At 40.9% G+C, this 19,468-nt stretch carries 21 protein-coding genes and 1 pseudogene; 10 read left to right on the top strand and 12 right to left on the bottom strand.

The features are described from left to right. The first annotated feature begins 25 nt into the window (after positions 1-25). Complete coding sequence (locus QMA41_RS06755) at positions 26-2,503, top strand: cache domain-containing protein (protein ID WP_281629209.1); 2,478 nt, start codon at positions 26-28, stop codon at positions 2,501-2,503. 28 nt (positions 2,504-2,531) lie between these two features. Here the strand turns inward: QMA41_RS06755 and aroQ are convergent, their stop codons facing one another. From aroQ to QMA41_RS06730, 5 genes and pseudogenes are all read right to left on the bottom strand, one after another. After that, entirely contained in the window at positions 2,532-3,062 is a 531-nt protein-coding gene (gene aroQ / locus QMA41_RS06750) for a gamma subclass chorismate mutase AroQ (RefSeq protein ID WP_281629208.1), read from the bottom strand. A gap of 283 nt (positions 3,063-3,345) precedes the next feature. Beyond that, positions 3,346-4,452 (bottom strand): alpha/beta fold hydrolase, encoded by a 1,107-nt coding sequence (locus tag QMA41_RS06745; protein ID WP_281629207.1) that lies wholly within the window; start codon positions 4,450-4,452, stop codon positions 3,346-3,348. 194 nt (positions 4,453-4,646) lie between these two features. Further along, positions 4,647-4,922, bottom strand: a pseudogene (locus QMA41_RS06740) (alkylphosphonate utilization protein); the annotation flags it as partial. Between the two features lie 84 nt (positions 4,923-5,006). Next, entirely contained in the window at positions 5,007-5,945 is a 939-nt protein-coding gene (locus QMA41_RS06735; protein ID WP_281629206.1) for a HEPN domain-containing protein, read from the bottom strand. After that, the gene (locus QMA41_RS06730) at positions 5,938-6,999 is read right to left on the bottom strand and encodes a DUF262 domain-containing protein (protein ID WP_281629205.1); all 1,062 of its coding nucleotides are present in this window, start codon (positions 6,997-6,999) and stop codon (positions 5,938-5,940) included. Before QMA41_RS06730 ends, QMA41_RS06735 begins: the two co-directional genes overlap by 8 nt. Positions 7,000-7,174: 175 nt before the next feature. Here QMA41_RS06730 and QMA41_RS06725 point away from each other — a divergent pair, with 175 nt between their 5' ends. Together QMA41_RS06725 and QMA41_RS06720 are read left to right on the top strand one after the other, a co-directional pair. Beyond that, positions 7,175-8,836 (top strand): TaqI-like C-terminal specificity domain-containing protein, encoded by a 1,662-nt coding sequence (locus QMA41_RS06725; RefSeq protein WP_281629204.1) that lies wholly within the window; start codon positions 7,175-7,177, stop codon positions 8,834-8,836. A 3-nt stretch (positions 8,837-8,839) separates the two neighbouring features. Beyond that, entirely contained in the window at positions 8,840-9,583 is a 744-nt protein-coding gene (locus QMA41_RS06720; RefSeq protein ID WP_281629203.1) for a PaeR7I family type II restriction endonuclease, read from the top strand. 38 nt (positions 9,584-9,621) lie between these two features. Here the strand turns inward: QMA41_RS06720 and QMA41_RS06715 are convergent, their stop codons facing one another. The 5 genes from QMA41_RS06715 to QMA41_RS06695 all read right to left on the bottom strand — a co-directional run bounded on the left by QMA41_RS06715 (position 9,622) and on the right by QMA41_RS06695 (position 12,589). Next, the gene (locus QMA41_RS06715) at positions 9,622-10,848 is read right to left on the bottom strand and encodes a site-specific integrase (protein ID WP_281629202.1); all 1,227 of its coding nucleotides are present in this window, start codon (positions 10,846-10,848) and stop codon (positions 9,622-9,624) included. Further along, positions 10,827-11,027, bottom strand: coding sequence for a hypothetical protein (locus QMA41_RS06710; protein ID WP_043010286.1), 201 nt, complete (start codon positions 11,025-11,027; stop codon positions 10,827-10,829). The genes QMA41_RS06715 and QMA41_RS06710 overlap by 22 nt, the downstream gene beginning before the upstream one ends. Positions 11,028-11,094: 67 nt before the next feature. Beyond that, complete coding sequence (locus QMA41_RS06705; protein ID WP_171354818.1) at positions 11,095-11,346, bottom strand: hypothetical protein; 252 nt, start codon at positions 11,344-11,346, stop codon at positions 11,095-11,097. Positions 11,347-11,545: 199 nt separating this feature from the next. Next, the gene (locus QMA41_RS06700; protein ID WP_281629201.1) at positions 11,546-11,812 is read right to left on the bottom strand and encodes a hypothetical protein; all 267 of its coding nucleotides are present in this window, start codon (positions 11,810-11,812) and stop codon (positions 11,546-11,548) included. 132 nt (positions 11,813-11,944) lie between these two features. Then, positions 11,945-12,589 carry a LexA family transcriptional regulator gene (locus tag QMA41_RS06695; protein WP_281629200.1) on the bottom strand — a complete coding sequence of 215 codons (645 nt, stop codon included), beginning with the start codon at positions 12,587-12,589 and terminating at the stop codon, positions 11,945-11,947. Positions 12,590-12,711: 122 nt separating this feature from the next. On the opposite strand from QMA41_RS06695, the gene QMA41_RS06690 reads away from it, so the two are divergent. From QMA41_RS06690 to QMA41_RS06670, 5 genes are all read left to right on the top strand, one after another. After that, positions 12,712-12,924, top strand: a complete 213-nt coding sequence (locus QMA41_RS06690) for a YdaS family helix-turn-helix protein (RefSeq protein ID WP_281629199.1) — start codon at positions 12,712-12,714, stop codon at positions 12,922-12,924. 49 nt (positions 12,925-12,973) lie between these two features. Next, positions 12,974-13,522 carry a toxin YdaT family protein gene (locus QMA41_RS06685; protein ID WP_043010290.1) on the top strand — a complete coding sequence of 183 codons (549 nt, stop codon included), beginning with the start codon at positions 12,974-12,976 and terminating at the stop codon, positions 13,520-13,522. Between the two features lie 199 nt (positions 13,523-13,721). Then, the gene (locus tag QMA41_RS06680; RefSeq protein WP_281629198.1) at positions 13,722-14,651 is read left to right on the top strand and encodes a helix-turn-helix domain-containing protein; all 930 of its coding nucleotides are present in this window, start codon (positions 13,722-13,724) and stop codon (positions 14,649-14,651) included. After that, the gene (locus tag QMA41_RS06675; protein WP_171354813.1) at positions 14,638-15,057 is read left to right on the top strand and encodes a hypothetical protein; all 420 of its coding nucleotides are present in this window, start codon (positions 14,638-14,640) and stop codon (positions 15,055-15,057) included. Before QMA41_RS06680 ends, QMA41_RS06675 begins: the two co-directional genes overlap by 14 nt. Continuing rightward, positions 15,057-15,656 carry a hypothetical protein gene (locus QMA41_RS06670; RefSeq protein WP_281629197.1) on the top strand — a complete coding sequence of 200 codons (600 nt, stop codon included), beginning with the start codon at positions 15,057-15,059 and terminating at the stop codon, positions 15,654-15,656. Before QMA41_RS06675 ends, QMA41_RS06670 begins: the two co-directional genes overlap by 1 nt. Positions 15,657-15,787: 131 nt before the next feature. Here the strand turns inward: QMA41_RS06670 and QMA41_RS06665 are convergent, their stop codons facing one another. Together QMA41_RS06665 and QMA41_RS06660 are read right to left on the bottom strand one after the other, a co-directional pair. Then, the gene (locus tag QMA41_RS06665) at positions 15,788-16,834 is read right to left on the bottom strand and encodes a hypothetical protein (protein WP_281629196.1); all 1,047 of its coding nucleotides are present in this window, start codon (positions 16,832-16,834) and stop codon (positions 15,788-15,790) included. Positions 16,835-16,838: 4 nt separating this feature from the next. Continuing rightward, positions 16,839-18,692, bottom strand: a complete 1,854-nt coding sequence (locus QMA41_RS06660) for an AAA family ATPase (protein ID WP_281629195.1) — start codon at positions 18,690-18,692, stop codon at positions 16,839-16,841. A 50-nt stretch (positions 18,693-18,742) separates the two neighbouring features. Here QMA41_RS06660 and QMA41_RS06655 point away from each other — a divergent pair, with 50 nt between their 5' ends. Next, positions 18,743-18,955 (top strand): HP1 family phage holin, encoded by a 213-nt coding sequence (locus QMA41_RS06655; RefSeq protein ID WP_281629194.1) that lies wholly within the window; start codon positions 18,743-18,745, stop codon positions 18,953-18,955. Then, positions 18,936-19,463, top strand: coding sequence for a lysozyme (locus QMA41_RS06650; protein WP_281629193.1), 528 nt, complete (start codon positions 18,936-18,938; stop codon positions 19,461-19,463). Before QMA41_RS06655 ends, QMA41_RS06650 begins: the two co-directional genes overlap by 20 nt. The last annotated feature ends 5 nt before the right edge of the window (positions 19,464-19,468 follow it).

Raw genomic sequence — 19,468 nt, 5'->3', positions numbered from 1 at the left:
GTGGTTATGGTTACAGGGCTCGTCTATGACAAATGATTCAGAATTATGGCTGTTGCGAAGTATAAAAATATTGCCGGTTACACTCACTATGACGGTAATGTTAGCCATAACTTTGATTTTTGTCGGAGAGGAGCAAAGAAAAATTGATGCGTTGTTGGACGGCTTTCGACAAGACTTTATAGAGAGCCAGCGCGATCAATCAAAACGCCAATTGCAAAATATCCATCAACATTTGCTTTTCGAAGCCTCTCAAGCAGTCGATGTATTAAAAGCCGATATTCGAGAGCGAATTTATGAAGCGCATGGCATCGCCAGCGGTTTGTATCGCTCTTTTCCCAATTACGCAGAAGAAGAACTTCAATCCTTAATATCTGAAGCATTGAGAGATGTGAGGTTTAATGAAGGTCGTGGCTACTTCTTTATATTTTCTATGGAAGGTACGAGCGTTATGCATGGATTGCTTCCTCATATTGAAGGAACGTCCAAAATTGACGCTAAAGACAGCAAGGGAACATTGATATTAAAAGAACATATCGATCTCATCCGACAATCGGTTAATGGCGAAGCCTTTTACCAATGGTGGTATAAGAAACCAGGACAAGGTGATGTTGAGTTTGAAAAGATCGGATTTGGTAAGGAATTTGAACCTTTTGACTGGTTTATCGGGACTGGTGAGTACGTTTCTGACGTCGAGGATGAGATAAAGCTTAGGCTTCTAGAATGGCTGACAGCATTAAGATTTGGAGAAGATAACTACGTATTTGTAATGGATATGAAAGGCGTGACACTAGCGCATAAAGACCCTGACCGAATTGGAGATCCTGAGCCTGAGCTCCTTGAAACAATTAGAACAACATTAAATGGCAACTTGTCAGGATTTGTGGAATACCAGAGTCCCTACACCCCAGAAGGCATCTTCAACTCAAATAAAGTTAGTTATGTTCAGGTATTACCGGAATGGGGATGGATTATTGGAACGGGTTTTTTTACTGAGCATGTTGAACGCGTTTTGAGTCCGCAAGTGGTTAAGCTAAAACAAGCCCATTCAGAAGACCTCCTTCGCGTGATTCTTATTCTAGTTGGATTAATGTCGCTTCTTGTCACTTTGTCGTTTTGGGCCAGCAAATTGGTCAAAAGGCGCTTTGATGACTATCAGCAAAGAATCGAAGAGGATATTAAGCAGCTTGAGATAAGCAGCATGCAATTGGAAAGGTTGGCCCACATCGATTCGTTGACAGGTATTCCTAACCGTAGCCGACTGGATGCGCAATTGGACAGCTGCATCGAAAAATGCAAAACAGATAAGTCGAAATACGCGGTCTTATTCGTTGATTTGGATGACTTTAAAAGGATCAATGATAAATATGGTCACCACGCTGGAGATGAGTTGCTTAAAGCTGTGAGTGCGACATTCTCGAAACTCAAACGTGATGATGAAATATTGGTTCGCTTTGGTGGAGACGAGTTTGTTTTTGGTTTTCCTATTGTTGAAGTGGAAGAAGCAAATCTCAGAGCTGAAAGGATTCAAGAGGCCATAGCCGTTCCTATTCTATTTCATGGTATTCAGTTATCCACCAGCTGCAGTATTGGTATCGCAGTTTTTCCTGAGCATGGCGCCAATTCTTCCGAATTGTTATCTCACTCGGATGTTGCTCTTTACACTTCCAAAGAAAAAACAAAAGGTCAAATTCAGCTTTTCACTAAAGGAATCAGCGACATATTGGAATATCAGTTTGCGCTAGAAGAGCAGTTAAGTTTTGCTTTGGCGAGAGAAGAAATCAGCGTTCATTACCAACCTAAAATTAATGCTGCTAACGGCGAGATCATTGGAGTTGAGGCATTGTGTCGTTGGCATTCACCGGAATTTGGTTATGTTTCTCCGGACCAGTTTATAGATGTCGCTGAAAAAACGGGATTGATTATCGAGATTGGCGACTTTGTGATGAAGCAGGCCTGTAAAGATATCGTCTTGTTCAATCGATTGAATCAAAGCCAAGTTGGCGTTGCGATTAATATCTCTCCACTGCAGCTTCTTCATAAAGATTTTGAATCAAAAGCCAAAGACATTCTCAATTCAAACGAGTTGAACAATCATCTGGTTATTTTTGAAATTACAGAGAATGTTGTCATTGAAGATACGGACAGAGTCAAAAACATATTAACGAACCTGAGTGCGGAAGGGTTTGGTGTTTCTCTTGATGATTTTGGGACGGGTTATTGTTCTCTCCGTTACGTTAATGAACTTCCAATATCGGAGATCAAAATTGATCGACAGTTCATCCGCGATATCAACGATGACAACTATTTGGACAGCTTAGCTAATACCATCATAGCGATGGGGCACTCTAATCAGCTTAATGTAGTGGCAGAAGGGGTGGAGACCAAACGTCAGGCGGAGTTGCTAAATCAAATGGGCTGCCAGGTGCTTCAAGGCTACTATTTCGATAAACCCCTGACCTTCAATCAGCTATGCGATAAATACGCTCAGCGAGAGCGAGCGTAAAGGAGGCGCATAGCCTCCTAGTAATAAGTTATTGAGTTTTAATGAGCACCAATGCATCAAAGAGCGCTTTCTTATCGGCGTCTGTCAAATATCTTTCGTTAATCGCTGCTTGAAATGTTGGCCAGTCACTTTGTTTAAATTCGCCGCCTTCATCTAGGTACTCCGCAATTCCCGCCGTTATCTCTTGGCCAAGCTTGATTAGTTCAGGGCGAATAACTGTCTTAAGATCTCTTGGAGTACGCGTTTCTTGTGCGGTCAATAAATCAGCTCGGTATCGGAACTGAATCGCCTTTGCTGCGGAAATCTGAGCGGCAAAAAATGCTTCAACATTTTGTTTGTCTAAGCCTTCTTTTTCTGCCGCTACGCTAGCAGACTCAATGACAACGGCGTCTCTTTTCTTATCTTCTACCGCTATACCATTGTTTGCTTTGTGCAGTGCGACGTCCTCCATGTAACTGAGGCGATGATCTATGGTTGAGAAAATATCTGTTTTTGTAGGGGCGGCGAAGACTTGAAAAGACATGACTGCGCTGGTGAGAAGGAGGGGTAAAAGTCGCATTGAAATAAGTTCCTGATGTTAAGTGTTGAGTTGCAAAATAGTATATAAGCACAGATGCATAAATACAGTATCTAATTCTCCAAAAGGGCCGAGTTAACAAGCTATAAGTATTTGAATGCCGATAAAAAAAGGCCCCAACCGAAGTTGGGGCTAACCGATCTACGAGAGAGTAGAGATTAAATGTTGGTTTATCCGTAAGGCGGATAGATGTCGCACCTATGCTATGCGACGTTCGCAGACTAATGCATCACCCTGCGAGATTTGCTTCACCCATGTTTCAGCGTTATTTTGGGGCTGGCAAATTCAAAAGCTCACTTAGGTTCTCATCAACTTGCTCAACAAAGTGAATGTCCAAACCGGCAAGCGCAAAATGCCCATAAGGTGTTTTAAGTTCTTTATAGGTACTGTTCGGTGTTATTGTCTGAAGTTTCTTCAGCTCTTCTGGTGGGAAAACGCCGTCAGTGTCGATTGAAATAACGTAAGTGAGGGCGCGGATACCATGGAGTGTCTGTTCGAGAGATTTTCCCGGGAGTGTTACGTCATGACTCTGCCATTTATCAATCATAGAAAGGAGAACGTTAGGCTCCATCGATGTGAATGAGCGTCTTGTAGCGCCATCGAGAAAGCTGTCTACGCTCTGAAAGCCTAACTTTTTGTATAGCTGCTGGTCATAGAAGGCTTCGCTAAATCCAAACACTGACCATAAATCAGCATGTCTACTCAAACCATCATTCACATTTCTATAGTCATCATATTCACCCTCGCTGAACGCAGGATCAGAGATGATCGCATCTTCTAGTATTTCAGAAATGAGTGAAGCCATTGCAGAGTTGGTTGCTGTGCCCGCTATTGGAGCCGCTCTCTGAACCATGTCTGGGTAACGAACCGCCCATTCCCAAACTTGTTGTGCTCCCATTGAGCCACCCACGACTAAAGCGAGTTGTTTGATGCCAAATTTGTCAGACAATAGCTGATGCTGTGCCGACACGTCATCGCTAATGCTTAATTTGGGAAATGTATCGTCAGGCTGTGTTTTGGAGTTGTTAGGTGATGTCGATAAGCCGTTACCCAATTGATTGACCACAACGATAAAGTATTTATCTGGGTTTAACGCCTTGTTCGGCCCGATGTAAACATCATCCATTACCTTATTCGTTGCGCCGTACCAGGTCGTGACAAGTATCGCGTTGTCTTTATCTCTATTGAGACGACCGTGCGTTGTGTACGCAAGTTGTGCATCACGCAAAACCTGGTCACTTTCTAGCTCAAAATCTCCCAAAGAGTAGAACTGAACATTGCCATGATGTTTTTCTGAATAGAACTCGTTACTGAAAGCAACGTGCGAAGAGAAGAGACTCACCAATATGAGCAAGAGTTTTATACTTTTCATAGCCAACTTTATGTTATCTCTAGACGTGAGAAATGCTGAATCTTAAACAGCTGAGGCATAAGTGTATGGCTTCATATTGGTTGATTAACAGTTAATCATTATGAATTAGACTTTAATTAGAAACTTTGGTGTGAAATTGAAGCGCATTAAAAAGGGCGCTGAATAGCGCCCTTAGCAAAATCATCAACTTAAAACTACTTCTTACGGCAGTACTCAGCGATAACGTACATCGATTGACCGCCATTCGCCTTACCAGAAACAAGCTTTGGATCATCGCCAATGCTGATACCGCGGATAACGGTACCTTGCTTGATGACTTGGTTGGTCCCGCGTACTGGCAGGTCTTTGATTACCGTTACGTTGTCACCTTTTTTCAGTTCAACGCCGTTGCAATCAAGTGGTTTGTCATCTGCAGACATACCAATCATGGCCCAGTTCATTTGTTCTTCTTCCATGTACATCATGTCCAGCGGATGTTGATAATGCAATAAACTATCCATTAAAACAAACAGTTATAGAATGGTAGCAAAAGTATGGGGCAGCTATGGGGCGTATTAGTTAACACTCCACTCTTGAATCGTATTATCTTCATTTAAAATGATGATTGGGTGATTTTCTCTGATAGCCCTTTGTTTCGCATCTTGTACTAAAATTTCTTTGTCACGGTTAGACCTGAATGCTCTGCCTTCCATTTTATAAGTTCTGTACTCTTTCCAGTCGTTGTTTACTTTCTTAATAACTCTCCAATCAATTCCAGCGCTAGAAATCTTACTATCGCCTCTAAGGTAGAGGACATCGAAAGCAGCAATGTTGTATAGAGCTTTAGAGATTAGAAGGTCATAAGATATAGCGATAGCGAATGCTTCTTTAATAAACTGCTCCAGATCAGCTTTAGGAATGTCTGCGCTCGCAACATGGGCGGCTCTATGACGACGGGTAGCTGCACCAATATATGTCGACTTCGCTGGTAAACCAAGTAGACCTAAACGAGAGGAAATAGACGTTATCTGATCCCAAGGTTTATCAACGTTGAACGCTAAAAGAGTTTGTAGGATTGTCTCATGCGTTACATTTGACTGATCGTAACCAAACGTATGTTCACTTAGTTCGTATGCACTTGAAGTTGTAGAAGCAATTTTGGAGGCATGATCTTGGATATAGGAAAGCTTTTCTTGTTGATCACTTCTAATTTTTAGCTGAAAAGATAAAGCTTTCAGTGCTCCGTGAGTCGAAGCACTTTGTAGTTTTTCTGGTAACTGAGTGAAAGGAATGCCTTTTGTACCGACCTGGGCTAGTACTTCAGAAGTTCTTTGTTTTATGAAGTCTTCGAGTGTAACAAATCCAACGACGGTAAGTCCGTTACGTAAGATTCGAGCTATAGAGTTATGCTCTCTATTAGCATTAGTTGCGGCTTTGGTTTGTACAGACTCGCTTTCTAAAGAACTTCTTACGCTGTTTATACGTTCCAAAAAGCTTGCTCGAGCACTAGCCATTTGCAACCTCTCTGAGCAAAGTAAGTAGCTTTGATACGCGAGTATTGATTGCTGATGAGTCACTCGTCGCTTGGTTTACTGACTTAGCGAATTCTTTATCATCCAGAAACAATTGTCGAAACGAACTTATCAATTCTTCCTTATTTGATTTTAGATTCTCAATCTCTTCGGTAGTCAGCTCCGAAATCGCAGTCATTTGAGCGTCATATAGTGGAGCTATAAACTGTTCCCGCCAACCGTTTTCTAGTGGCTTTTGAAAAGCTCTTTCCCCCCAAATGTCCTCACAAGCTGCTAGCGCCATGTTGAACTTATCCTCTAGAGGTCCAGTCTCAGCTAAGCGATTATTAGACATATATATATCCAAGCCTTTAGCAAGTTTGTGTCCAAAATGTTCCCAATTGTCTGAAATTGCGAAAAATCTCAGTACCATCTCTAGATCATCCATGTTTCTGTATGCTGTGGACGATTCAGATTTTATTTTGAGCTGTTGCTTTAAGAAGTCCGAATTTGAAAGTCGGTATAGCAAAGCATTAAGTGAGCCATCATAAGCTACATTTCGAATCTCTTGCTGACGCAACTTCTCTCCGCCAGTGTTTAACCTTAGGAATACTTCGTATTTAAGACCGGGGTCTGACTGCTGCAGGAGTGTAATGACTCGAATGTAGGGACGTACACTCAGTGCATTTTGTATTGGAGCCGGTAGATCATTAAAGTAATACCCGTTTAGCTCCGGAAATCGTTCTAGATTTTTTAACGCAAAGTTTCCCACTAGAAACTCTTTGATCGCTGTTAGTCTTTGCTTGCCATCGATAACGCTATATGACCCGTAGTCATCTTCAGAAAAATAGATAGGAGGGACTGGGACATTCATTAGAAATGATTCAATCAATGCAGATTGCTTTTCAGTTTTCCAACGATCTCTACGCTGGTAGTGTGGGTCAATATCAATAGAGTTGTGTTCGATCATGTCCACGACAGCGGATAAGGAAAAGTCTGATTGCTGAGTTACTAACCCTGACTGTGCTTCACGAAATTGCTTTATAAGGTCTGACATTTTTTTGTACTCATTTCGAACAATATTCTATTCTAGCGTTAGTCTGATTGTTAGTAAATCAATTAAAACAAAGGCTTAAAGTTATATTGATTTCTTTGATGAATGTCATTTAGGGAGGGATAAGAATCTTAAGATCTGGTAAACTTGATTCAATTTTTATAGTAAAGCCCAAAAAATGCAATTAGCTTTTCCAGAGATTGATGATCATTTAGACGCGTTAGAATGGGGAAACTCCGAGCAAGAAAAAGGTGAAGTTTTTACCAATCCTGAGATTGTAAGCTTCATACTTAAAACCTCCGGTGTTGCCGATGCGATTGAATCGAAAAGTGCGAGAATTCTTGAACCATCATGTGGACAAGGTGAATTTGTTATTGCCATCGCTAAACTTTTAGCAACGAACATAACAGACCAACATAAACAGGTACCTTTAGATTTCATCAAAGGCCTTGTTCAGGCTTTCGATATATCATCCGAAAATATTGAAATTGCCAAGCAGAAAACGAGTGAAGTTTTACTGCAAGTCCTGAACAATGAGGAGGTAGAGTCCATTGTTGAAACCTGGTTTCATCACGCTGACTTCTTGTTAACCGATTTTTCTACGTATTTCACTCATGCAATTGGTAACCCGCCATACGTCAGGATTGAGAATATTCCAACTACTTTACTTTCTGCGTATCGCTCTCGCTACGACACAATGAAAGAACGTGCAGATATCTATATTGCTTTTTATCAGAAGTGTTTACAGCTTCTGAAGGCAAAAGGGGTGTTGTCTTTTATTTGTACTGACCGATGGACGAAGAATAGTTATGGTTCGTCATTAAGAGCGTTTATCTCTGGTGGGTATCAGCTCGATCTCTATGTCGACCTTTATGGCCAATCTGCATTTCAATCAGATGTTTTGACCTATCCAGCAATTACCCAAATATCGAGACAAAAGCATAGCTCAACGAAAATACTGCATAACCCTAAGATAGACTCCAAGCTTGCAGATTCAGTCTATTCAATGCTTATTGGGCAGGAAGGTTGCTCACAAACTTTAACTGTAAGAAAAGACATCATTGATAATGACAAGCCTTGGCTATTTGGCTGTGCAGATGAGTTGAACCTAATCAAAAGGTTAGAGAATGACTTTCCCACAATGGAAGATGTAGGTTGCAAAGTTTATATAGGAGCTGCAACGGGAAACAATAAGGTTTATATCGTTGGTGCTGATGTTGCGTTAGAGCCTAGTCGTAAAATTCCTTTAGTTACAGCAACTGATATTCGTACTGGGACGTTGGTGCCCTCAGGAAAGTTTCTCGTTAATACCTATGATGAAAATGGTCTAATTGAGCTGACAGACTTCCCTATGCTCGAAGGTTACTTAACTCAGTACCAAGCTGATTTGCAAAAGAGGCACGTTGCTAAAAAGTCACCTCATCAGTGGTTTAAGACTATTGATAGGGTATACCCAGAACGTGCCGAACAAGAAAAGCTACTGATACCTGATATCAAATCCAAATTAACAACAGTATATGATTCAGGCCAGTATCATCCGAATAATTCCATTTACTATATCTGTTCATCTGATTGGGATATAAGAGCTTTACAAGGTGTTCTTATGTCGGGTATTGGGCAGATTTTCGTTGAAAATTATTCAACAAAAGTAGCTGGAGGTAACTTAAGGTTTCAGGCACAGCATCTAAGACGAATTCGTTTACCAAGGTGGGAAGATGTTGGGTCTGATATTGCAAGTGCTCTTTCGGAGGCTGCGATAAATGGGGATGTTGGTAAAGCAATCTTAGCAACATCCAAACTATACAAATTAAATAAGCAAGAAAGTCAGTTGTTAGGTTAAGAAATGGAAGAACTAGAGTTAGTAAGATATGCGGTGCAGTCCTTTTGGTATCAAAGAAAGGGGGGCAGTGGTGTAAGAGGTGGAAAAACCTTAGATGGTTTTTTAGCTTTGGTTGTCAAAGAGATAGAAGCTTCAGACTTGAGAGAATATCAGATACATACAGGAGTAAACTCATCTCAATTGCCTGGATATTTTCGGCCCCATAAGTCTTGGGACATTGTTGTTACTTGGCGTGGACATTTAGTTGCTGCTATAGAATTAAAGTCTCAAGTAGGCTCTATCGGTAATAACTTTAATAATAGGACAGAAGAAGTCCTAGGTAGTGGCTTAGACCTGAGTATCGCTATAAACGAAAATGCATTTTTACCCGGCGTACGTCCATTTATGGGGTATCTTATCCTAGTTGAAGATTCAGAAACTACGAGGAGCTCTACACGAATTAGTATGGATAACTTCCCAGTGATGCCTGGTTTCTTAGCTGACGAAAATCATAGAGGTACGAACTACCAACCTATCAATGGAAAATACCCACGAGCTACTGGCGTATCTTATCTCGAACGATATGAAATTTTGTGCCGTAAGCTAATGTATAAACAAGTTTATGATGCTGCGTCAGTTATAGCTGTTTCAAAAGATAACGCTACAGAGGGAAGCTATAGCAACCTAAGTGCTCCAACTAGTGTAAATGCTTTTCTTGATAGACTGGTAAATCACTGCAACCATTTTGCTCGCTTCGCTGGTTACTAAGAGTAATTAGGACTGCCTCGTACTCGCGAGGCTTTTCTTTACCCACCAGAACTCACACCTTTCAACGCCTCCCAGGCTTTTTCACTCTCAGACATATTCGTGTTCTTCATCCACTTGCCGTAGACATTAGCGATCATCAAAAAGTTACTATGGCCCATTTGTTGGGCTAGGTAAGCGATGTTTACGTTCGCATAGCTCAACATCCATGACGCGTATGTATGGCGCAGCTGGTAAACATTGCGGTAAGGAATGCCTGCTCGGGCGCAAATGTTCTTCCACATCTTATTGGGCGCCGTTTTGCTGAAATAGTCATACGGCGTTTTTGCATTTAAGTTCTCAGTAGCTTTTGGGTTAAACACGAAACGAATGTTGTCTATGCGAATCGTCTTGTCGGCCAATTCCACTTCATGTTCATTTCTTGGGTAGAACCAACTCAACTTCTTTTGCGATTGTAGGGCCTCTAATGCTGGTGGCATTAAATCGACTGTGCGCTCACGATCAGTCTTTGGTGTCTTTAGGCCCCGAGCCTCAAATGTTGCTCTACGAATCGTCAGCGCCTTATTCTCAAAATCCACATCTTCCCAGGCTAAGCCGCACAGCTCGCCCGTTCTTAACCCCGTGTAAGCGAGTAGGGTGATTATGTTTTTGTGCTGCTCTTGCATACACGCTTCAAGTGCTTTGGTTATCTCATCCATAGTAAATGGATTGATGTTTCTTTCTGGCGCTTTTACTCCTGGCAAAAACTCAGCGAAGTTTCGCTCTACAAACTCCATCTTATGCAGCCAAGCGAAAAACGAATTAATAGCGCGAAAGTAAGTGTTAAGCGTTCTTGCGCCTCGGCCTTTTGATAACTCCGCTCTTAACTCTGAAACCGTCTCTGGGCTTAGCGTGTTGCAGCTTCGATTAGCCCCATAGGTCTTCTTGGTAATCTCGAACAGCGAGACGTACTTTTTAAAGGTCGATGATCTTAGATCGGCTTGCTTGAGCTGAAGATACTTATCGATCATTTCACCAAAGGTGCCAGCTTGAGGTTTACCCGTTGCATGAGGCGAGTCAGGGAAATGAGCAGCATAACGAAAGATACCAATCTTAATTTCGTACTGAATCGCTTCACGCTTTTGTGCGGCAAACTTCATATTTTGCTTAGTTGGCGCAAGGCCAAGAGACTCACGGCGGCGTTTACCTTGATAAGTAAAGTTGAGCCGTAATGATTTACCATGAATCTCTACACCAGTCGGGAGCTTTACATTTTGGCTCGATGCCATCGGTTCCATTCCTCTGTATCTACCATCCATGTTCCGTTGATCTTGCTCATAACCGTAGACGGGTAAATGCCTTCATTGGCTTTTTCGCGCAGTGTTTTGGTACTTAACCCAATAAGATCTGCAGCTTGCTTCAACGTTACGATGGATATTTTTGCCAATTTAGGGTTTTGGGTGCGCATGTTACTAATACCTCGTTAGTAGAGGGTGATTGCTCGTAATCACCCTAGGCATTGAAGATCGTTTAGATTAAGCAGATTTACGTTTACGAGTAGATGCTTTCTTCTTTACGGGAGACAGCAACTGCCTTGCACGAGACAAGCAGTAATCAAAGCATTTGCCCCCGCGGCCACCAAATGAAGCAGTGGTTCGATAAGTTTCGATAGCAAAGTCAGAGGCGCGGCGAACTTCAGACTGTTCATAGCCTTCGCCAGATAAGATTTGAGAAATGTTTTTGTAGATAAACTCCTCTTGGGAGTTACGGCATAGTAGTGTACTCATTGCACAAAATTCCTTTGGTTTCAGTGGGGTGAAACCTCGCACTCAGCCTTACTACTTGATTGGGTGGTCAGCCCTGTATATACTGAGTTCGAGGCTTGGTTATCTAAGTTCTCATTGCACAAAGAAGCCCTTATTGGTTTGGTCACCGATAGGGGTTTTCTCTTTTCTGTTTCTTAGAAAGTTTCATTACACAAAGTTCTCAGATTGCATTCATAGCCGCTAACTTGTAGCTCAGTTGGTCAGACAGAGCGTTAAAACGGTTAATGAGTTCTGCATCTTCAGGTTTTACTTGTATCTCCAAGTTTTCACATTGCTGACTCAATTTCATTAATTGAGTAAGTTCGTCGTAGCACGGGTCTTCTTTTGGCATTTTTGCTAACAAATGCTTAAAGCTAGAATGATGCAAACGTATCGCTTTCGAACCCTCTATTGCCTTGCCAATAACTTCTACATTTAATTGCTTCATAAAATCACCTTAATACCTAAAGTTGTTATTAAGTTATATCTTAAGGTGTTTCTCGTCAATACCTTTAGTTGTTAAAAACAAAAAACCGCCTTCATTAGGCGGTTCGGTATCAATTGGGGGCTCAGTTACTAGCTACAAATCCATAATTACTTGTTTTACATAGCCGACAATACGACAGTTTCCGTTGATAGGGATTGGTTGATAGCTAGGGTTTAGTGGTACTAAAAATTTATGTGGACCATCAATTTCAAGCTTTTTGATAGTTGCTTCTGGTGCATCATTAAGTGTTGCCACAACAATCTTTCCATTGTCTGGACTACTACAAGGTTCGACTATAACAATTGAGCCGGCGGGAATTGAAGGGGAGCCGTGAGGGTTAGTCATTGAGTTACCAGTAACTCTCATTGCGAAGGCATCGTCTCTGACATTAACAGGTGTGTATTGCCACTCTGTAAACTCATCTAAAGGCGTAATATCGACGATGCCCCAATGGCCTGCTTGAACACTACTTATAATTGGAACTCTTTTTAAAAGTGGTGCTATGTAGTCGACCCCTGTTTTCTCTTGATTAGGATTCGCGGCACCAGTTCCGGACAGTAGCCAAGTCGGATCGCACTGTAGAGCTTTAGCAAGTGAAAGAATTGATCGAGGCTTGGTTGTAACACCCGTTTCTATTTTATGAACTGACTGCTGTGCAACACCAATCATTTCGGCTAGCACTGCCTGAGAAAGCCCTAATTGATGTCTACGTTCCTTTACTCTTTCCGCTAAGCTCATATCCAACTCTTCATGTAGTTGTTCTTTAGTCTGATTACAGCATTATCACAACAAAACGTGTTATTTGACAAATACCAAAAAGTGTTATCCAATAACAACTCTTGGTGTTAAATGGTGTAGGTATGACCGCAATTAAAAAAGCCGCAGAAGCTGCGGGAGGGCAAACGGCTTTAGCCCGTATTCTTGGCACATCCCAATCTCATGTATGGAATTGGATAAATAGAGAATACAGAGCTCCCGCGAAACACATTCAAGCAATCTCAGAAGCTACCGGAGGAACGGTAAGTGTATTCGAACTATTGTCTGACCACGAAAATATTAACTCAACAGACTAAAACTAACTGATTGTTGGCGATCTGTATAAATAACCAGTAAGGGAAAAAGATGCAACCAAGCTTAAAAAGTGTCATGCATAACGCTGTTGTGGCGTGGCGTAGTGATGCAACCAAAGAGCAAATTGCAGAGTTCATTGCTCGCAATTACCACAAAATGAAGATCTTCGAAGAGGAAGACTGCCAGCCAGAGCCTATTTTGAAAGTGCCGTCTGCGCACAACAACCCAAACAACACGCAAAACCTATTTCGTTATGTAAGCCGTACGAGTATTGAAGCAAAAGCCAACATTATGGACTTGCTTCCTGCGGTAATTGCAGCAATGCCAAAGGCGAGGGCAACTGCGGCGCTTAACCAGTTTTTGAACCCGCTTGGCTTTTCTGTGGCTGCCATTGGCGCTTGCAATAAAAACGCTAACCGCGATCAGCTGCTGGCTGACTTTAGCAAAGAGTCGTCCGAGGCCTTCCGTTCTGTACTTCTACTCAGTGAACACGCGACGCATGACCAACTTCGCGATGCTTACCGAGAGCTACAAGAAAGTGCAGGTTCGCACGAACCACTGCTGCATTACATCGAAACATTAATGGCGCAAAAGGGCTGACCACCCAGATGCAATTTTTAACCTATCTAAGAGAACTTTGTGCAATGAGTCTTAGCTTACAAAACTACCACGGCTGCCTCGTGTGGGTAGCCAATAACGGATCATGTCGTTTTATCGTGTCTCGAACTAAAGCTGCCGAGCTATTAACAGTGATGAAAGAAAAGGCGTTGGAAGCCAATGATAAGGCGGTATCTTTGTTATGAGGTTTTCACTTTATATCAATCAGGTCAAAGCGTTGGAATGGGGGCTGAATGTTCAGCAATCCATTCTATTTAGCTACCTGTATGAGTTACCCAGTTGGGCCAAATGTGAAGTGATTGAGGGCAAACCTTACTGGTGGTCTGGCAAAGACAAAATCATCAGTGAACTGCCTATTTTGACTGACAAACCAGATACGGTTAAACGTCACTTGGCTGCACTTGAAAAGTTGGGCCTTATCGAGCGTATCACATATCAAAATCACCCTATGGTACGAATAACTGAAAAGGGGAAAAAGTGGAACGAGAAAGAGTTAGACGAGGGGAATGGTTCACCTGAGGTAGGGAAAATTATCCCTACTAGGTCGGGAGAAAAATCCCCCCTAGGTAGGGATTTTTCTCCCGCATATAAGTATACCAATGATCAGAGTACCAAGATCCAAAAGAACATTGTGCCTTGCGACTCTGAAATTCTGTTTGAACAGCTTTGGAAAGCTTACCCAACCAAGAAGGGTAAGAAGCAAGCTCTGAGCAAATTCAAAGCTATTTTGAAGGGGCTAACGGAATCGCCAGAAGAATTTGTCAATTCGCTCGTTGCTGATATCAACGAACGAATTCGTAGACGGCAATTTGGATTCGACAAACTTCACCTAACGACCTATTTGAATCAAGAACGATGGAATGACGACCATGAAGCAACTCAGCCAAGAAGTACTCACACAAGCACTTCGCCAAACCGAATTGAGCAGCACAACCAAGAGCTGCTTCAACGCTACGGACACACTGCCACACCAATTGCAGGGCACAGTGATTCAACTGCCAATTCCAGAGTGGATCCAGGCAAAGTTCATGGAAGCGTTCGGCAGCAAGTGGCCGTACCAGAGCCTACCATCGACTTGGACTCAAGGGATTTCCACTATGTCGATAAGTGAGATTCGGATTGCGGTTAGCAAAGCGCTGTTGCGTGGCGATGCTTGGCCACCAAGCCTTCCTGAATTTGTCGCTCTTGGTGATGAGTATGAGATCGATTTTGATGAAGCATTTGACCGAATGATTCGCCAGAAAACCAAAGGGGATATTGAATATTGGGCGAATCAAGAGGTGGGCTTTTCTTGTCGTCGTCAGCTTAATGATCGAGATGCCAGAGCCAAGCACCGAAAAGCATTACTCAAATATCGCGAGAAAGACAAACAAGGCAAGTTACCACCTCGCAATTTGGTGAGAATTGCAGATAAGTCGCAGGAACAACAGCTGAAAGATTTGAAACGCCCAACACCATCTCAATTCAAACAAGGTTCAATCTTTTCACGAATCGCCGAATTAGGGAGAAGAGCATAATGCGAATAGAAAAGTTACTCGCAAAGTTCAACGTTAGAGGGATTAACTACGAGCCATCAATGGGTGGTAAGGCGTTACTGTCGTTAGATGAGCAACTAGCGGCAGTCGGGATTACCTGGAAGGAATCGCCAGTTGGCTTCATGATCTTGTTCGTTGAGTGTTTAGCAGATAAACCAGCTTACAAGTCTTTGTGCCAAGCCACATTGGTTGAAGCGAATAACTTGATGGAAGTGTGGCGCGGCCCATATCCAGACAAGGCTTTAGAGGCCTTAGTGATCACCGCAATTGCAGAAGCAACGCAGCAGTTTGGCCAAGTCTGCCCAGAGTGTAATGGCAGCGGTAAGTACATAGCAAAGAACCGAGCAAGAAGAACCTGCCCATGTTGCAATGACGGCCGTATAGGTTGGACACAAGAAACCCGTTTTGCGTTCTTCTGCCAAAAGTTGCCTGTCACGTTCTCACGCTTCAAGCGCTATGAGCAGGTTTTACGTAAGTTAGTCACTTGGTTAACTGGTAAGCGTAACGCCGCTGCGTTAGCTTTACAGGGCAGGGTAGACAAGGAAGAAAGTATGGCAAAAGTATTAGAGGTTGAGGCGTAACACGAAGGTTTAGCTTGGAAGAGTAGCGCAGTCAGGTTGTTTCTGGTGTTATACATGGACTGAAGTTATTACCTGGTAAATTTCTACACTTTCGCTTGTGAAAACCAAAAGCCCCCGAAAGGGGGCTTATGTTAAACTGATAAGTCGAGAAGAATATGTACACAACCGTGAACGATAGAATCTACTTCTAGTTTCTGTTTAAATATATGCAGCCTTGAAATGTCATCGATACTTGTAGTTACTTTTACAGTGTCACCAATCTTTATCGTCCGAGTTGTCTGGATATCAGACTTATCGAGTTGGGTTATATAATCTTCGTAGTTTTTACTAAAAGTAGAAAAAGAACTGCGACCCAGATAGTAAGAGACTAAGAATGTGTCTTTGAGGCCTAACGGGTTATAGTCATTGATTAATTTACTATAGTGACTACTTATAGTCCCTTTAGTCAGTGAATTTAACCTCAATGCCTCTATTAGTGTTTTATCATTAACACCTTGTTTGACCACTAAGTCTCTCTCACCCACATTTATTTTTGTCTTATATCGTGAGCCTGGAGAGTTTCCAGCTCTGTTCTGATCAGTGACCGTATAACCTCGAAATTCTAGCAAATCACGAATGTAGTCATTATATTCGTCTTCTGTACGTTTACTATATTTCGTATTGCACAAGTATTTACAAGCTTCGATTAAATCATCGCAGAAACATGAGTAATTATATGATAGAATTTTATTAGGAGAGTTAAATGCCACTTTTATAGTGTCACTGTTTAAAATATATATACTATGATTAGAGAGTTCTTGGGAGTGTTTTTTGAAATTACTGCTCTTAGAACCTAATATTGACTTTTGATTTGTGCTCAAACATTTTTTACATAATTCAATGAGATCTAGATCTGATTTAGGATCTACTGAGTAGTCTGTTTTATTGGCTATAATGTCACCAACTTCTATATGTTCTAAAAGCTCAAGTGTTTTTTCTTTAGCATTTTCAGAATATTTCTCTGCAATGCTTAAAAGCTCTATTTCTAACTTTCCATTTTTGTCTAGGATAATTTCCCTTGTAGGGTTTTCTGTCAGTTCATTTAAAACCTTTGACCATGCCTTACTACGTTGTGTACGGGGCTTATAATCCGAAACTTCATTAACAAATTCTGGTGTTATTAAAATTGAATGTAACATTTATTTAGACCTCAGAACTGTTTTCTGGTGATGACTCTAATTCATTCTCACCACCTTCTAATAGTGCTAGTCTTAACTTTCTAATTTTTATTGCATCGCTAAGTTTATCTTCGAAAAAACCTTTTGGCCATTCAATTTCACAAAGTTCATTCACAGGTACACTTTTTATTACAGTACTTGTATGTAGACTATTAGTTTGTCGTTCAAAATTTAATATATTGACGTGATTTCTTGTCACATTGAAATTATCATCAAGCATTCGCAATTGAATTCGTTTTATGATTAACTCACTATGTGTCTCAATAATGAATTTTTTTCCATCATCTAAAGCTATTTTCAGTAAGCAGTCTGTCAGCCAAGTCTGCATTTTAGGATGTAGGTGTATCTCTGGTTGCTCGATGATAATTATTGATTTGTCATCATCTTTTAATGCTTGAACAAGTATCGGTAAAACCTGAGATATGCCAAACCCAACGTCTGTAATGTCAAGTTCCAACCCATTCTGAATAACCCGAATTTGGTGTATTATCTCATTAGTTTTATCGACTTTTATTTTCATATCGAAGTCTTCTAATAAGGCGTTTAGCTTTATTACTATTTTAGGGTTTTTCTTTAATATTTCCGCGAGACTAGTACCATCTGAGGTATTTAAATGTTTGTGGTCTATAGAGTTCTCGAGTAAATAATATCTTTTGGGCTGAGCTCTTAGTGGAGTTACGTGTAGAATTTCGTTATCATTAAAACTCTCATTGACCGTTTGATTAAACAACCTGAGTATAAGTGATACAATAGAGTTTGCCTTGGTTGTTTCCATTCTCGCAGGCATATATCTTAGATAATCTTCTTCTATGTCTAACAAGTTTAAAGTTGTTGATGATAAAACTTTAAATATATTTTTTAAATCTTTATCCAAATAATCGCTTGATATTAAATCGGATTTTATTTCCATTGATTTAAAATCTATTTCTAATACATTTTTTGAATTTCTGTTTTTAAGCGTGGCTTTGGATATAAAATGTTTTATTTCATCTTTATTTGAAGATTCATTTATTGTTTCGTTTAATATTTCATATTTAACTTCACGAATTGATATGTCTGAGCTTTCAAGAAATAGTATGTTTTCGTTGAAGCTAATGTAGTTTTCTATGGATTTTTTACTATATCTTTCGTTGTCTGCGTCGCCGTATAAATCAAGGGTTTCTGTAAATTTAATCAGAGCTTTGTTTATGGTTTCGATGTTATCTCTTATAATTTTTAATGACTTTCTATTTATTCTATGCGAGGGCCGAAGAGTAGTTAATACTGTAAATAATTCGCTGTCATAACTGATATTACACTGCTCTGTAAGAAAACTAGCAGGTCTATGATAGACTAAAATCTCGATCATTGAGAAGACAGTTCTAGATATAAGCTGATCTAGATAACCAATTTGTCTTGTTTTGTCAAAATTCAAACAAAGTTCAAGTGGCAATTTAGCATTTCTATTGTGTTGAATGTTAATAGCCTCACCTAAATCAACCTTTTTACCATTAAGACGCAAAGGACTATCTAATTCCTTATCGGAGTCAAATGTTTGAGAGAGCATGAGTAACAAGTTAATAATTGAACTTTTACCTGAACTATTAGAGCCGAGTAAAACTGTAATTGGTGAAATGGAAATGTCGAAGCTTTCAAACGCTTTGTAATTTGAGCCAGATATATTTTTTAGCATAGCCGATAACCAAGAAATGTACTTAGAATTTATGCAATTATACACATCTGAGTGTCGTTTGACATTACATATAGTATGTGGCAATATTTTTAAATTAGAATACCTCGCCCACTTGGCGGGGTTTTCTCGTTTTAGGGAATCAAACAAGACTTAGCGCCTTACATTTTTAAAGTGAGGCGCTTTTTTGTGGGTGCTATATGCAAGAGAAAATCAGTTCTTTCGTCTCATACTTCAGTGCCGGTACCTTTGCAGGGCTTGGGGCACTCACATTCCAAGACTGGATGAGTGCTATCGGCTTGTTTTTCGTCATATTGACGTATTTCACTAACCGTCATTACAAGAAAAAGACGTACGAGCAATTCAAAGCTAACCCTCACAAGGCAGCTGCTTATGAAAAACTTATCGACTAAAGTTATTTGTTCAGTCGGCGCTATCCTAGCTATTGTGTTTAATACTTCATCCGATCTAGCTACAAGCCAACGTGGCCTAGAACATATTGCAAACCTTGAAGGGTGCAGGACTGAGGCTTACCAATGCAGTGCTAATGTTTGGACGCTTGGGCTAGGGCACACATCAAACGTTAAACGTGGTGATACCGTGAACAACGAGCAGATTGCGCGAAACTTCATTGCTGACGTTCAGTTGGCAGAATCTACCGTCAACAAACATCTAAATGCTGAAATTACACAAGCTCAGTTCGATGTGCTTGTCAGCTTCGTGTTTAACCTTGGCGCTGGTAACTTCAAACGTTCAACCATGCTTAAGCTGTTTAACCAAGGAAAACATGAAAAAGCGTGCTTAGAACTGCAACGTTGGGTCTATGTTAACGGAAAAGATTGTCGTGACCCTGATAGTCAATGTTCAGGGGTAGCAAAACGCCGTTTGATGGAAATGGATACGTGTCTAAACGGTTGGTAGGGTAA

This window comes from Vibrio sp. St2, from assembly GCF_947311885.1.
In the GTDB taxonomy this organism is placed as follows: Bacteria; Pseudomonadota; Gammaproteobacteria; order Enterobacterales; family Vibrionaceae; genus Vibrio; species Vibrio coralliilyticus.
The sequence above is the reverse complement of the archived record's forward strand: the minus strand, read 5'-3'. Positions and strand labels throughout refer to the sequence as shown.

Excerpts from the sequence above, each read along its gene's own strand:
- QMA41_RS06755 (WP_281629209.1), top strand. The coding sequence starts at position 26 with ATGACAAATGATTCAGAATTATGGCTGTTGCGAAGTATAAAAATATTG.
- aroQ (WP_281629208.1), bottom strand. The coding sequence starts at position 3,062 with ATGCGACTTTTACCCCTCCTTCTCACCAGCGCAGTCATGTCTTTTCAA.
- QMA41_RS06745 (WP_281629207.1), bottom strand. The coding sequence starts at position 4,452 with ATGAAAAGTATAAAACTCTTGCTCATATTGGTGAGTCTCTTCTCTTCG.
- QMA41_RS06735 (WP_281629206.1), bottom strand. The coding sequence starts at position 5,945 with ATGGCTAGTGCTCGAGCAAGCTTTTTGGAACGTATAAACAGCGTAAGA.
- QMA41_RS06730 (WP_281629205.1), bottom strand. The coding sequence starts at position 6,999 with ATGTCAGACCTTATAAAGCAATTTCGTGAAGCACAGTCAGGGTTAGTA.
- QMA41_RS06725 (WP_281629204.1), top strand. The coding sequence starts at position 7,175 with ATGCAATTAGCTTTTCCAGAGATTGATGATCATTTAGACGCGTTAGAA.
- QMA41_RS06720 (WP_281629203.1), top strand. The coding sequence starts at position 8,840 with ATGGAAGAACTAGAGTTAGTAAGATATGCGGTGCAGTCCTTTTGGTAT.
- QMA41_RS06715 (WP_281629202.1), bottom strand. The coding sequence starts at position 10,848 with ATGGCATCGAGCCAAAATGTAAAGCTCCCGACTGGTGTAGAGATTCAT.
- QMA41_RS06710 (WP_043010286.1), bottom strand. The coding sequence starts at position 11,027 with ATGCGCACCCAAAACCCTAAATTGGCAAAAATATCCATCGTAACGTTG.
- QMA41_RS06705 (WP_171354818.1), bottom strand. The coding sequence starts at position 11,346 with ATGAGTACACTACTATGCCGTAACTCCCAAGAGGAGTTTATCTACAAA.
- QMA41_RS06700 (WP_281629201.1), bottom strand. The coding sequence starts at position 11,812 with ATGAAGCAATTAAATGTAGAAGTTATTGGCAAGGCAATAGAGGGTTCG.
- QMA41_RS06695 (WP_281629200.1), bottom strand. The coding sequence starts at position 12,589 with ATGAGCTTAGCGGAAAGAGTAAAGGAACGTAGACATCAATTAGGGCTT.
- QMA41_RS06690 (WP_281629199.1), top strand. The coding sequence starts at position 12,712 with ATGACCGCAATTAAAAAAGCCGCAGAAGCTGCGGGAGGGCAAACGGCT.
- QMA41_RS06685 (WP_043010290.1), top strand. The coding sequence starts at position 12,974 with ATGCAACCAAGCTTAAAAAGTGTCATGCATAACGCTGTTGTGGCGTGG.
- QMA41_RS06680 (WP_281629198.1), top strand. The coding sequence starts at position 13,722 with ATGAGGTTTTCACTTTATATCAATCAGGTCAAAGCGTTGGAATGGGGG.
- QMA41_RS06675 (WP_171354813.1), top strand. The coding sequence starts at position 14,638 with ATGTCGATAAGTGAGATTCGGATTGCGGTTAGCAAAGCGCTGTTGCGT.
- QMA41_RS06670 (WP_281629197.1), top strand. The coding sequence starts at position 15,057 with ATGCGAATAGAAAAGTTACTCGCAAAGTTCAACGTTAGAGGGATTAAC.
- QMA41_RS06665 (WP_281629196.1), bottom strand. The coding sequence starts at position 16,834 with ATGTTACATTCAATTTTAATAACACCAGAATTTGTTAATGAAGTTTCG.
- QMA41_RS06655 (WP_281629194.1), top strand. The coding sequence starts at position 18,743 with ATGCAAGAGAAAATCAGTTCTTTCGTCTCATACTTCAGTGCCGGTACC.
- QMA41_RS06650 (WP_281629193.1), top strand. The coding sequence starts at position 18,936 with ATGAAAAACTTATCGACTAAAGTTATTTGTTCAGTCGGCGCTATCCTA.